Raw genomic sequence first — 14,285 nt, 5'->3', positions numbered from 1 at the left:
ACAAAAACCATCTATTGATCATTTGATTAATAGATGGTTTTTGTTATATACATTTTTTTAATGTTTAAAACTTTGCTTTGTACGAAATTGAGTAACTAGTTTCTTTATTTGCAGGAAGAACAATGTTGCCAAAGCCTTCATGATTAACAGCATCAGGTAGGTTTTGTGCTTCTAACGCAATTCCCATATAAGGTTTGCCAATTCCGTAATCTTTAAAGCTCATAGAACTTAAGTCATCAGGTGTGAATACAACCAAACCATTTCGATCAGAACTAATTGTTACGCTTCTTTGGGTTTCTGGGTCATTTAGGACAGCAATTGGTTCATTTGATTGGTGTTCGTTGATTACAAAAACGTCATCAAAAGCGCTACCGGTTTGTGTCTCTTTATTCTTGACGGCATCGCCGATTTTTTGAGGATTGTTAAAATCATAAACAGTAGATTCAACGTTTAAAAACATTCCGGTTGGTGTCTTATCATCTTTGTTCAAATCCAAATGATTACTTGAATTAATTTGAAGGGCATGATTTAGAACATTATTTGTATTTCCTAGATTGAAGTAGATGTGCTGTGTTGGGTTAAATAGAGTGTCTTCACTGCTGGTTGCTGTGTACTTAATAGTTAATTCGTTATCATCAGATAACGAATATTCTATTTTTGCGTCTAAATTTCCAGGGAATGAATCATCAGAGGAATTAATATGTTTTGTAAGGATTATGCTGTTATTGTCAGTTGATCCTTCCCAAATAAATGATGAAAATCCATGCGAACCACCATGAAGAGTCGTATTTCCTTCATTTTGATCTAAGTGAAATGTTTTTCCATTTAATTCATAAGTACCATTTGTTATTCTGCCAGCTGTTCTACCTATTGCCATGCAGAAGTAGAATGGATTATCTAGGTAATTTTCAGCATTATTGAAGTTTACTATGATATTTTTTCTATCAGCATTATTCGTGCTTGGGACAAGGAACTCGTATAGGACGCCTCCTAAAGTTAAAACTGAGATTGATACGTTATTTTTATTTGTAATGGTGTACTTGCTAACAGGCATTCCTTTGTACGAACCGAAAGACTCTTTATTAAATTTCATAGTATTCTCCTTCTAAAATAGTTTTTGCGCTATGAAAACGCTTAAATACATTATAATTCTTGTACATGGAGTAGTGCAATGTGTAATGTTTATTTATCCGTATAAATATTTTGATGTCGAAATATAATAAAATCAAAAAACATCTTAATGATTTTATGAATGGTATAATATTATGTATTAAAATATGTAATGACAGGGATTTTTTTTTATGGAAACTAAATATTCAAAAGTAAAGAGTGGTCTTAAACACGATATTGTAAATAGTCAATATGCGATTCACGATAAATTGCCAACAGAGTCAGAATTAATGTCTAGGTTTGATGTAAGTAGATATACGATTCGGAGAGCTATGGGAGATTTAGAGCATGAGGGCTACATCGAAAGAATCCAGGGCGGAGGGATGTACGTCGCCGATTGGATTAATAAAGATAAGAATACTAAGTTGAAGAGGACAATAGGTGTAGTAACAACACATATTGCTGATTACATTTTTCCAAATATTATCAGCGGTATAGATCAAGTGGTATCGGATGAAGGAATGTCCGTTTTAATAGGGAATACCCATGATCAGCATGATAAAGAACGACAAAGTTTGATAAACATGTTAGATAATGACGTGGCGGGATTCATTGTTGAACCAACGCAAAGTACGTTGGATAACCCAAATTTAGATGTTTATAAAACCATTCAAGAAGCTGGAAAACCCGTTGTCTTCATTAACTCACATTACGACGAGTTATCTGCTCCGTATGTCGAACTGAATGACGAAATCGCTGAGCGACAGTTAGTTGAGTATTTACTTGATAATGGTCATGAAAAAGTGATGGGGATATATCAAGTGGATGATCGGCAAGGGGTTAACAGAATGAGCGGGTTTGTCAAAGCCTATCAAAATAGACCCAATATTGCTTCGCTAGGCGACATTATGATGTATCGCTCCAATGACGATATCGATGCGGTTTTGAAGCAAGTAAAAGAACGCATTTCGAGTGAGAGTAGCTCTGTTCCTACTGCGATTGCTTGCTATAACGATGAGTTAGCAATAGAGGTTTTAGGATTGCTAAGTAATATGGGGATATCTGTGCCTGATGAAATATCTGTTGTTGGTTTTGATGATTATGAGTTGTCTAAGCATATTAATCCTAGCCTAACAACCATGGCTCATCCCAAGCGTGAAATGGGAGTTGTAGCGGCTAAACTACTGCTATCGATGATTAATAAGGAAGAAGTTAAGCCTAATATTTTAGATGCTGAGCTTGTAGAACGTAATTCAGTTAAAAAAATTGAGGTTGATAAATAGATTTAATGCAGAGACAGATCACATGTTAATTATATTCTGATCTATTTTCATATTAGACAAAAACAGCAGCGTATCCGGAATATCAAGGATAAGTTGCTGTTTTTGTCTAATATTAATCTATTCATTGAACGGGGACACATTCTGTTTTATTATTCTGGCCGGATTTCCAGCGATAATTACGTTATCGCCAAATGATTTTGTAACTGTTGAATTTGCGCCAACAATGACATTATTACCTAGTGTTACATCAGGAAGAATGACTGAGCCGCCACCTATCCAAACGTCATTCCCAATTGTTACAGGCTTTCCCAAACCAATAGAGTTGGCTCTTTCCCGGGGATCCTTAGGATGAAAAGCAGTATAGATTTGAACGTGTGGTGCGAGCATACAATGATCTCCAATAGTCACAGGAGCTATATCTAAAATCACATTGTCATAATTGCACATAAAGTTATCACCAACATGAATATTATATCCAAAATCACACCTAAAATTCGGTTGAATCCAGGGCTTGGTTCCTACTGAACCGAACAATTCACGTATAAGTTTGTCCTTTTTGGATACTTCTAAATCATCTAGATCATTAATTTGCTTACATAATCGTCTAGCTTTAGTTTCTTCAGCAGCTAATTCAGGATCCATGATATTGTAAGGTTCACCGGCTAAAAACTTATCTTTTTCAGACTTCATAAATTACCTCTCCAATCTAATAAGAACATCTTTTGATCTTAAGAATACCATAATTTTTTGTATAAAAATGCCTGGCAGGAAAATATTGTACTAATAAATAATTATTATCTTGATTTATGCGTATAAATATTTTATACTGATGCTTGTAAGCGATTCCATTAATGCACGTGGGATTCATAAAAAATATGTGTAGAGGAGATATTATTATGTTAAAAGTTCCTGATTATGAATTTTGGTTTGTAACTGGTAGTCAACACCTATATGGTGAAGAACAATTGAAATCAGTTGAAAAAGATGCAAGAGACATCGTAGATAAATTAAATGCAAGTGGTAAGTTACCTTATAAGGTAGTGTTTAAGCTAGTTGCAACGACTGCTGACAGCATCACAAACCTTATGAAAGAAGTTAATTATGACGATAAGGTTGCTGGAGTTATTACTTGGATGCACACTTTCTCACCAGCAAAAAATTGGATTCGTGGTACAAAAATTTTACAAAAACCATTATTACATCTTGCAACTCAATATCTCGATCATATTCCATATGAAACAATTGACTTTGATTATATGAACCTTAACCAAAGCGCTCATGGGGATCGTGAATATGGATTTATCAATTCTCGTTTACAAAAACATAACAAGATTGTTTATGGATATTGGGGCGACGCAGAAGTTCAATCAGAGATTGCTGATTGGGAAGACGTAGCTGTTGCTTATAACGAAAGCTTCAAGATTAAAGTGGCACGTTTTGGTGATAACATGAGAAACGTGGCTGTTACTGAAGGTGACAAGGTTGAAGCACAGATCCAGTTCGGTTGGACTGTGGATTACTTTGGTATTGGCGACTTAGTTCAAGAAGTTAACGCGGTCTCAGATAGTGATATTGATCATAAATACGCTGAACTACAAAAAGAATATGAATTTGTTGAAGGCGATAACGATTCAAAGAAATATGAAAGCTCTGTTCGCTATCAAATCCGTGAATATTTCGGAATTAAGAACTTCCTTGATAAAGGTAATTATTCAGCATTTACTACTAATTTCGAAGACCTTTATGGTTTGGAACAACTACCTGGACTTGCTGTTCAATTATTGATGGCTGAAGGATATGGATTTGGTGCTGAAGGTGACTGGAAGACAGCAGCCCTTGGTCGTCTATTGAAGATTATGAGCCATAATGAATTGACAGCATTTATGGAAGATTACACTTTGGAACTACAAAAAGGCAAAGAAGCCATTCTTGGATCACACATGTTGGAAGTTGATCCAACAATTGCCTCAGATAAACCTAGAGTTGAAGTTCATCCATTGGATATTGGTGGCAAAGATGATCCAGCACGTCTTGTATTTACTGGACGCGAAGGAGATGCTTACGATGTAACTATCTCTGATTTTGGTACAGAATACCACATGATTGGTTATCCAGTATCTGCTAATAAAGCTCCTAAAGAGACTCCACATCTTCCAGTTGCAAAACAAATGTGGACTCCAAAAACTGGCTTAAAGCATGGTGCTACTCAATGGATTAAGTATGGTGGTGGTCACCACACAGTTCTTATCTTTGGTGAAAACAGAGAACAACAAATTGCTGATTTAGCAGAAATGTTTGATTTACAATTCCAAGATATTAACGAATAATTTCAAGAAATATAGCATTTAAAGAACGCCTCTGATTTAAGAAGCGTTCTTTTGCTATTATGAGGTGACAAGCAGTGGTAAATAAAACAGAAAAAGAAAAAATGTTGAATAATGAACGATATTTAAATAATGATCCTGAATTAGTGCAGGATCGTATAAATAATCGTAAGCGAGTAAATGAATTTAACGATCAGGCTAAGAGCAATCCTCAATCGGCTAGTGCATTGATAAAAGAAATTTTTTCTAATACGGGTACCAATATTGAGATTCAGCCTGACTTTAAATGTGATTATGGGTACACGATTTCAGTTGGAGATAATTTTTTTGCCAATTATGACTGTGTATTCATCGATGTGGGTAAAATCACAATAGGTAATAATTGTTTAATCGGACCAGGCGTTCATATTTATTCTGTTAATCATCCACTAGATCCAACACTAAGAAATGATAATTATGAGTTTCCTAAACCTGTAAGAATTGGAGATAATGTCTGGATTGGTGGTCGGGTAACTATTGTGCCGGGCGTAACCATTGGAAATAATGTTACAATTGCTTCAGGTGCAGTTGTAACTAAATCATTCGGTGATAACGTTGTGATTGGTGGAAACCCCGCACGAATAATTAAACGTATTTAGTTAAGTGGAGGACATTTGATGAGTAATTATAGTATAGGAAGTAGAATTGAACTTTCTGATGGTAATAAAATGCCTATTCAAGGACTAGGTGTATACAAAATGACTGACGAAGAACAAGCAATTAACGCAATTCAGTCAGCATATAAATTTGGTTATCGGTTGTTTGACACTGCTCAGATGTATGGCAATGAAGAAGCTGTCGGTCGAGCATTACAAAGTATTAATGCTGATAGAAATGAAATATTTATTACCACCAAGATATCCGAAGAGAATCAGGGATATGATGGCGTAATGAAGTCATTTGAGCAATCATTAAAAAAGTTAGGGTTAGATTATGTTGATCTATTATTAGTTCATTGGCCAATCCATCAACATTTTTTTGAAACTTGGAAAGCCTTTGAACAATTAAAATCAGAGGGATTAGTAAAGTCAATTGGTACTAGTAACTATGGCATGATTCATTTGGAATACTTAAAAACTAAGGCGAATGAGATGCCTGTTGTTAATCAAATTGAAAATCACCCATATTTATCTCAGGCGGCGATGGTTGAGTTTGATAAAAATAATCAAATTGTTACTCAAGCTTGGGCTCCGCTAGGAAGAGGGAGAATTTTTGATGATCCAACGTTAATTAAAATTGCTGACAATCATAAAAAGTCTACGGCTCAGATTATTTTAAGATGGCATTTGCAAAGAGGAATTTCCTTTATTCCTAAATCGGTGCATGAAAATAGAATCATTGAGAATGGATCCATTTATGATTTTGAACTCACAAATGAAGAAATGATGCTCATCGATGATATGAATAAAAACGTCAGAATCAGTCAAGAACCAGAGATGGTTTACGAAATTGGCCATCAGTATCCCCATGGATAACCAGAATTTATAACTTACTAAATTGAATACTATATTTAAATAGTGTCCCTCTAGTTGCTAATGGCTAAAGGAACACTATTTTTTGTATCCTGATATGTTATTAGTGTGTCTGTCAGTTTATTATGCGAGACAACTAAATTATTCTTCGATGGAGCAAAATTAGGTGATAACAGGAGAAAAATACCTAGTGCATGTAGTTCACAGACTAACTACATGCATTGATTCTTTATTACGTTATAATTGAGTTAATAAACTCAGGAAGTGGGATGATTTAAGATGACTGTAACAGCTTATATGGTTCGCCATGGTCAAACATATTTAAATTATTATAATCGAGTACAAGGATGGATTGATTCACCATTAACTGATAAAGGTATTGAAGATGCAAAAAATGCCGGCAAACGACTAAAAGACATTCCATTTGCTGCAGCATTTAGCAGTGATTCTGGAAGAGCCATTGATACTGAAAGATTGATACTAAAACAAAACCCTAACAACATGAATATTGTTAGTTATCAATACCCCGAATTAAGGGAACAGTTTCATGGCTACTTTGAAGGTAGTGATTTGAGCCAAATGTGGCAATTTGTCGGAGTTCAAGTTCAAGAAAGTACTGAGAGCGAAGTACTAAAGAACTTCGGTTTAGAGAGGGCTCGTGATTTGATTCACCGAGCCGATCTGTATAATCACGCTGAAAACAACGCTATGTTCTGGGAACGACTGAATTTTGGCTTCGACAAAATCAGAGAAAACACGCATGATGGTGACCAAATTTTAATTGTGTCTCACGGAATGACCATTCGTTCAATCGTCGATCGTTACGCACCAGATTTAGATATAGGTGAAGCCACTGCCAATGGGAGTGTTACTAAATTGATTATCGATGACGATGATATTAGCGTAGAATACTTTAATAATCTTGGTGAAGTATAGCCGAGAAAAAAGCCAGTCAATCTGGTTTTTTTATTTTTAAGGAGTGACACAAGATGAGTACTTTATTAAAGACCTTGTCTGAACGTGGCAGCGATTTATGGCAAGCAACCGGCCAACACATCTGGTTATCTGTCGTTTCATTGTTGATTGCAATTATCATTGCAGTCCCGTTAGCCATTTCAGTTCAAAAACATAAAAGAATCGCGGAACTATTAAACCAGATAGCCGGAATTTTACAAACGATTCCGTCCCTAGCCCTTTTGGGATTGTTAATTCCGTTCGTGGGCATTGGCCAGGTTCCAGCGATTATCGCATTGGTAACTTATGCTATTTTTCCAATTTTTCAGAATACATTCGTTGGCCTTTCCTCAATTGATAGCTTACTTGAAGAGGCGGCTGATGCATTTGGGATGACCCGTTGGGAAAAACTAAGACGATTTGAATTGCCAATTGCCATGCCAGTTATTTTAACCGGGGTTCGTCAAGCCATGGTTCTAATTGTCGGGACCGCTACTTTAGCCGCATTGATCGGCTCCGGTGGTCTGGGAACATTTATTTTACTGGGAATTAGTCGAAACGATAATTCACTGATTTTAATTGGTGCTATTGCGTCTGCGTTAGTTGCTGTAATATTTAGTGGCCTAATTCAATTGCTCCAGCGGGTGAGATTGCGAACTATGCTAATATCGCTTGGCGTACTAGTAGTCGGGATTGCTGGATTTGAAACTTATCAAGGGTTACAAAAAAATGAACCGAACATTACCATTGCTGGAAAGATGGGTTCTGAACCTGAAATATTAATTAATATGTACCGAGATTTAATTCAAAATAGTGATCCAAAAGTTCAGGTCACTTTAAAACCTGATTTTGGTCAAACCAGTTTCTTATTTAATGCTCTTAAATCTAATCAAATTACGATGTACCCTGAATTTACTGGGACAGTTTTGCAGGGATTGGTAAAGGAAAATCGACCGGTTCAAGATATGAATGCGCCACAAATTTATCGCACTGCTAAAAATGATCTTAAATCTCAATTTGGAATGAACTTTGCCAAACCAATGAAGTACAACAACACCTACGCTTTGGTGGTTAAGAAAAGCTTCGCGGCTAAATATCACCTAAAGACCATTTCTGATCTTCGCCGCATTAGTAATAAACTAAATGCTGGCTTTGATTTGGAATTCATTGATCGTGAAGATGGGTATCGAGGAATCAAGAAGCTTTATGGCTTGAAGATGAAGTATCAGTCGATGGATCCTGATTTGCGTTATGAAGCTCTCAATAAAGGGGCTGTCAACATCGCTGACGGATATTCAACTGATTCACAAATTAGGCAATATCACTTGGTTGCGCTTCGCGATAATAAACAATTATTCCCAATTTATCAAGGCGCACCTTTAATGAAAGACAGCTTTGCTAAGAATAACCCTAAGATCATTAAGGCGTTGAATAAATTAGCTGGCAAAATTAGCGAAAAAGATATGCAACAAATGAATTACGAGGTTAACGTTCAAAAGCGCTCAGCCGCAACTGTTGCAAAGAATTACCTGGTGTCTCAACACTTGATTGGAGGGAAGTAATCATGGCAGAACCAATTCTAAAATTTAATCATGTTACTAAGCGATTCGATGACCAGATAAGCGTTAATGATGTTTCCTTCCAAGTTAACAAAGGAGAGTTTTTTGTTTTGGTTGGTGCTTCAGGTAGTGGAAAAACCACGACTTTAAGAATGATTAACCGTTTAATTGATCCATCGTCTGGAGAAATTCAGCTCCGGGGCAAAAGTAGCATGGAATATAATTTACGAGAATTACGAATGTCGATCGGTTATGTTTTACAGGGTAGTGCATTGTTTCCAAATATGACGGTCCAACAAAACGTTACGTTGATTCCTGAAATGCGTGGTCAGTCCAATAAGACTGCTAATTCGCTGGCTGAAGAATTATTACAAGAAGTTGATATGGATCCTAAACAATATTTGTCTAAGTATCCTAAAGAACTTTCCGGTGGTGAGCAACAAAGGATCGGTATTTTACGAGCATTTGCGGCTAACCCACAATTAATATTGATGGACGAACCCTTTAGTGCACTTGATCCAATTGCCAGGAGACAGTTACGTAGCCTAGTTAAACGAATTCATGAAAACACTAATAGTACGATTGTTTTCGTTACCCATGACATGGATGAAGCCCTAGAATTAGGGGATCGAATCGCAGTCATGCAAGAGGGTAATCTTGAGCAGGTTGGCACCCCTGATGAAGTGGTTAATTCACCAGCCAATGATTTTGTTTCGCAAATGTTTGCTAACTCGTTAGCATATGACATTTATGGAGTTTATCTAAGTAAGCTTAAGCTCCTGGGTTATCTTACAGATACTAAAAAAACCACCGTTGCAGTGCCTAAGATTAAGGAAACCGCTACGGTGGGTGATGTATTAGATATTATCAATGAAGTTGGTGAAGTTGAAATTGATTCCGAAGATGGTTCAGTGGGCTATCTCAATCAAGCTGACTTGTTAAGAAGCATGAACGACTTCCGTGAGTATCAAAGGTAATATGTTAGATCAGAGGCAGGGGTAGGATAAGCTAAAATTTGTTTATCCACTGCTTGCTTATCGGCTCTCTGATTAATTTCGAAAGTTAGATAATTGATAATTTCATCAGCAATCTTCGACAATACTGTCGCTCCGACGATGGTGTTGTTTTTTTTGTCCAAAACTGTAACTATGACAGCGTTAGAATCTTGGATTCGATTAAATGTGTACCAGCTACCAGCTTTAGCAGTCTTGACGACATACATATCAGGATTATCATGAGCCTCCTGTGGTGTTACTCCGGTTCTAGCGAGTTGGAGTGAAGAATAGACAACTTGAGGAATAGCTGGATAATCAATCGGTTCGTCTGATTGGCTAAGAATTCGGTCGGCAACATAAGCTCCTTCAAATGACGCAACAGGAGTAAGTTTTGGTATCGACTTATTAGCCACGTCACCAATTGCATATACGTTAGAATTGGCAGTTTCCATGAAAGCATTGACTTGAATACCGCGTTTATCAAAGGTAACTCCAGGAATTTCAAGGTTCAGTGAATCTAGTTCAGGTTGGCGGCCCATTGAAGTAAACACCTCATCAACTTCAAGGTTGAAATCGTTGTTTCCGGTTAATTCATAATTACCATCGGCCTTTTCCTGGATACTACTAATTTCTGTATCGAAATGGAAGTTAACCCCGTGCTTAGTCATTGAATCGACCAGCTGCTCTGTTAATTCTTCAGGATATGCCTTAAGAATCTGGTGGTTGTGTTGAATCAAATGGACTTCTGCTCCAGATTCTGCGGCAATGTTTGCCAATTCAATACCCACGAAGCCACCACCTAAAAAGGCGATTTTTTCAGGTAAGTGAGGCATACTCAAGAAATCAGTACTGGTGTGAATGTACTCACTTCCAGGTATTTCAGGCGTTACAGGGTGAAGACCGGTAGCAATGATAATTTTCTTTGCCTGGTAGTTCGTTTCATTAACCATGATCGTATCTTGGTCGATAAATTTAGCCTGACCATGTTCCGTCAGAATTTTTGTCGATTTAAGACCATCCAGGGTTCCAGAAGGAACTTTTTCCGTATAGCTTGTCTTGAAGGCCATCATGGATTCCCAGTCGATTTTTGAATCACTCTGTAAACCAACGGATGCTAGGTCAGCTGCCTGTTGCTTTGTATGAACGACACTATACAACATTTTCTTTGGATCACAACCACGGTTTGGACATGTACCACCCCATAAATCATTTTCAATTACCAAAACTGATTTAGTATTAGCAAGCTGATATGCGGCGGCCAATCCACCAGGACCAGCACCGATGATAATTACATCGACTTGTTTGTTTTCCATACGAATCCCTCCAGACGAATAAGTCTTAGTGTTAGGTTTATTTTATCACGATACTTTTGATAAGATGAAATCTGAGAAATAACTTAACTTTAAATTATTTGTTTGACTGCTCTTGTCATAGTTTTTATGAAAGATAAAACCCATAACTCTGAATAGAATTATGGGCTTTTATTTTTAATCTTTAATTAAGTCATTAATTTTAAGATCTAGTTGTTGTTCAAATTCATCTAGTTTTGTTGTTACTGCTTGTTCACTGGTATCAACGAAGCCTAGATAAAATTTAATCTTAGGTTCTGTACCTGATGGGCGAACCGCTAACCATGTTTCGTCATCAAACCAGTATTTGAGAACATTTGATTTTGGTAAATCAATTTGAGTAGTTGAACCATCTGCTTCAGTCTGAGTGGCAGTTGAATAGTCAGCGTGGCGGATAACTTTATGACCAGCTAATTCAGTAATCGGTTCATTTCTTAATTGGTCCATAATGTGGGCCATCTTTTGTTTACCGTCAAGGCCATCAAATTCTTTGGCAATAGTTTTTTCAGTAAAGTAGCCATACTTGCGATACATTTCTTGAACACCATCATAAAGAGTTTTTCCCTGGCTCTTGTAGTATGCGGCAACTTCAGCAAGTAATAAAACTGTTTGAATGGCATCTTTATCACGAACGAATGGCTTGATTAAATAACCAAAACTTTCTTCAAAACCAAATAAGAAAGTGTGGTTATGATTAGTTTCGTATTTATGAATTTCTTCTGCAATAAACTTGAATCCTGTTAGCACACTCTTAGTTTCAACACCAAATGAAGAGGCGATTTTGGTTGCTAACTCAGTAGAAACAATTGATTTAACGACCCGGCCATCAACAGGTAAGGTGTTAGAGTTTTGCTTAGCAGTCAAAATATAATTCAATAAGACACTAGCAATTTGGTTTCCAGTAAGTAATTGGTAATCACCATTTGGCAAACGCACAGCAGCACCTAGACGATCGGCATCTGGATCGGTTGCAATGAGTACATCGGCGTTGACCTTCTTACCAAGTTGCTTAGCTAGGTCAAAGGCTTGTGGAAACTCTGGATTAGGAAATGGCACGGTTGAAAATTCAGGGTCAGCAATAGTTTGCTCTGGCACAACGGAATAGTTACTAAAACCAGCAGCTTCTAAGGCACGGCGAGCAATTACACGACCAGTTCCGTGAAGTGGGGTGTAGACAAACTTCATGGTTTTACCAGTTGTTTTTACAAGTTCAGAATCGATGTTGACTGTCTTCACTTGGTCAAGGTAAGCTACATCCACTTCTTCACCGATCAAAGTCATAATGTGTTGTTCGCGAAGGTCTTGCTCTGGAGTGGCTTTGATTGCAAACACATCATCAGCCTTACGAATATATGAAGTAATCAAATCAGATTCCTTTGGCGGCATTTGACCACCGTCTTCTCCGTAAATTTTAAAACCGTTATATTGCTTTGGATTATGACTAGCAGTAATCATAATGCCAGCATAAGTATTGAGATGGCGGACGGCAAATGATAATTCAGGTGTTGGGCGCATATCATCAAAAACAAATGATTTGATATTGTGGGCGCCAAGTACTCGAGCGGCCTCGTGAGCAAATTCAGTTGAATGGTAGCGTGAATCAAAGCTGATAGCGACTCCTCGGTTACGAGTGGCCTCATCCAATGTGTCCATAAAAGCAGCTAGCCCTTCGGTTGCCTGTCGAACTGTATAAATGTTCATTCGGTTGATTCCGGCACCCAGAAGCCCACGCATTCCAGCAGTCCCAAAAGATAGTGGGGTTGCAAAGGCATCTTCACGTTTAGTGTCATCGTTTTTTAAAGTTTTTAAATCATTGATTAAATTTTCTGGTAAGTTAGGTTGTTCAATCCATTTCTTATATAGAGCTTCGTAATCATTCACGAGTACGGCCTCCTAATTAGTATTAGCTTAATTATAGAAATTCACTTCTGGTTAGTCAATGATTTTACTAGAGCGAAATACTTATAAGTACTACAAAAACTTGACTTAATTGAGTAAACAAAATATATTTATTTTAGTAAAATAATGAGCGAAGGATATGAAGAACATGGCAACCATTAAAGATATCGCCGAAAAAGCAGGGGTATCGATTACAACTGTATCGCGAGTATTGAATTATGATAAGACTTTGTCAGTTAGTGATGCGACTAGAAAAAAGATTTTTCAAGTTGCTGAATCGGTGTCTTACACTAAAAATCGCCGCAAAACAGCCACCCAAAATACTATTGCTATCGTGCAATGGTATACAGAAGCTCAAGAACTGGACGACTTGTATTATCTATCGATTAGAATGGGTGCTGAAAAGGCTGCCAGTAAACAGGGGCTGAGAATTCAGCAGTATTTTGCTGACAATTCGCTGAATGATATTGGGGATGTCAGAGGAATTATTGCGATTGGTAAATATAGTGATGATCAAATCAAAAAGTTGACTAAAAAATCGAATAACATAGTGTTCGTCGATTTTGACACGCTAGCTTTGGGTTATGACTGTGTTGTGACTGATTTTGAGAATTCCACTAAAAAAGTTATTGATCATTTTATCGATGCCGACATTACTAATATTGGTATGCTCTCAGGTACAGAAACGACGAGCGACGGCAAACTTAAAATTGCAGATCCACGGGCCAAGATCTTCAAGAAATATCTAGTAAACAAATCATTATTCAAGGCCCAAAATATTTTGACTGCTGACTACACAATGGATGAGGCACATGACTTGGTTTTGAAAAAACTCAAGGAATTAGGAAATGAATTTCCACAGGCACTATATGTCTCTAATGATGCAATGGCCGTAGGTGCTGAGAAGGCTCTAATGGAGTCTGGTAAACGAATTCCCGACGATGTTAGCATAGTGAGCTTTAATGATACTTCAATTGCGAAATATGTCATTCCGGCCCTTAGTTCAGTTAAAGTTGGAACCACGAGAATGGGCGTCTTAGCAATCAATATGGTCAAAGATGCTATTGATAATGATAAGCAGACCACTGAAAAGATAATTGTATCAAATGAATTAGTAATTCGCGAAAGTAGTCGTTAAATCACGCTTCTATTAGTAGTAACTTAATTAATATCAGATTGACTTATTGCCAATCTCAATTATAATTTGTGTTAGAGAAGTAATTTTACGTGGATTAATGGTTTGTTTTCATAAACTGCTGGTATTTAGGCAGTATTATTAACATTAATTTAAATACGTTTCA

At 37.0% G+C, this 14,285-nt stretch carries 12 protein-coding genes; 8 read left to right on the top strand and 4 right to left on the bottom strand.

The window, feature by feature from the left end:
- Positions 1-64: 64 nt before the first annotated feature.
- The gene (locus tag O0236_RS09845) at positions 65-1,093 is read right to left on the bottom strand and encodes an aldose epimerase family protein (RefSeq protein WP_268913446.1); all 1,029 of its coding nucleotides are present in this window, start codon (positions 1,091-1,093) and stop codon (positions 65-67) included.
- A gap of 208 nt (positions 1,094-1,301) precedes the next feature.
- Between O0236_RS09845 and O0236_RS09840 the strand changes: the two genes are divergently transcribed.
- Positions 1,302-2,393, top strand: a complete 1,092-nt coding sequence (locus O0236_RS09840; RefSeq protein WP_268913445.1) for a GntR family transcriptional regulator — start codon at positions 1,302-1,304, stop codon at positions 2,391-2,393.
- A gap of 117 nt (positions 2,394-2,510) precedes the next feature.
- Here the strand turns inward: O0236_RS09840 and O0236_RS09835 are convergent, their stop codons facing one another.
- Positions 2,511-3,083 carry a sugar O-acetyltransferase gene (locus O0236_RS09835; protein WP_268913444.1) on the bottom strand — a complete coding sequence of 191 codons (573 nt, stop codon included), beginning with the start codon at positions 3,081-3,083 and terminating at the stop codon, positions 2,511-2,513.
- Between the two features lie 206 nt (positions 3,084-3,289).
- On the opposite strand from O0236_RS09835, the gene araA reads away from it, so the two are divergent.
- The 6 genes from araA to O0236_RS09805 all read left to right on the top strand — a co-directional run bounded on the left by araA (position 3,290) and on the right by O0236_RS09805 (position 9,718).
- Positions 3,290-4,720, top strand: a complete 1,431-nt coding sequence (gene araA, locus O0236_RS09830; protein ID WP_268913443.1) for an L-arabinose isomerase — start codon at positions 3,290-3,292, stop codon at positions 4,718-4,720.
- A 101-nt stretch (positions 4,721-4,821) separates the two neighbouring features.
- On the top strand, positions 4,822-5,355 hold the full coding sequence (locus O0236_RS09825) for a sugar O-acetyltransferase (RefSeq protein WP_268913501.1): 534 nt from the start codon (positions 4,822-4,824) through the stop codon (positions 5,353-5,355).
- A gap of 18 nt (positions 5,356-5,373) precedes the next feature.
- The gene (locus O0236_RS09820) at positions 5,374-6,231 is read left to right on the top strand and encodes an aldo/keto reductase (protein ID WP_268913442.1); all 858 of its coding nucleotides are present in this window, start codon (positions 5,374-5,376) and stop codon (positions 6,229-6,231) included.
- Between the two features lie 276 nt (positions 6,232-6,507).
- Positions 6,508-7,164, top strand: coding sequence for a histidine phosphatase family protein (locus O0236_RS09815; protein WP_268913440.1), 657 nt, complete (start codon positions 6,508-6,510; stop codon positions 7,162-7,164).
- Positions 7,165-7,217: 53 nt separating this feature from the next.
- Positions 7,218-8,744: an ABC transporter permease/substrate-binding protein gene (locus tag O0236_RS09810; RefSeq protein ID WP_268913439.1), complete on the top strand. Its 1,527-nt coding sequence runs from the start codon at positions 7,218-7,220 to the stop codon at positions 8,742-8,744.
- 2 nt (positions 8,745-8,746) lie between these two features.
- A complete protein-coding gene (locus O0236_RS09805; protein WP_268913437.1) occupies positions 8,747-9,718 on the top strand; it encodes an ABC transporter ATP-binding protein in 972 nt (323 codons plus the stop codon).
- Here O0236_RS09805 and O0236_RS09800 read toward each other — a convergent pair.
- Complete coding sequence (locus O0236_RS09800) at positions 9,709-11,049, bottom strand: dihydrolipoyl dehydrogenase family protein (RefSeq protein WP_268913436.1); 1,341 nt, start codon at positions 11,047-11,049, stop codon at positions 9,709-9,711. The genes O0236_RS09805 and O0236_RS09800 overlap by 10 nt on opposite strands.
- 174 nt (positions 11,050-11,223) lie before the next feature.
- Complete coding sequence (locus O0236_RS09795; protein ID WP_268913434.1) at positions 11,224-12,966, bottom strand: phospho-sugar mutase; 1,743 nt, start codon at positions 12,964-12,966, stop codon at positions 11,224-11,226.
- Between the two features lie 166 nt (positions 12,967-13,132).
- Between O0236_RS09795 and O0236_RS09790 the strand changes: the two genes are divergently transcribed.
- Complete coding sequence (locus tag O0236_RS09790) at positions 13,133-14,122, top strand: LacI family DNA-binding transcriptional regulator (protein ID WP_268913433.1); 990 nt, start codon at positions 13,133-13,135, stop codon at positions 14,120-14,122.
- Positions 14,123-14,285: the final 163 nt, after the last annotated feature.

It is taken from the genome of Lentilactobacillus sp. SPB1-3, from assembly GCF_026913205.2.
Classification (GTDB): Bacteria; Bacillota; Bacilli; order Lactobacillales; family Lactobacillaceae; genus Lentilactobacillus; species Lentilactobacillus terminaliae.
The sequence above is the reverse complement of the archived record's forward strand: the minus strand, read 5'-3'. Positions and strand labels throughout refer to the sequence as shown.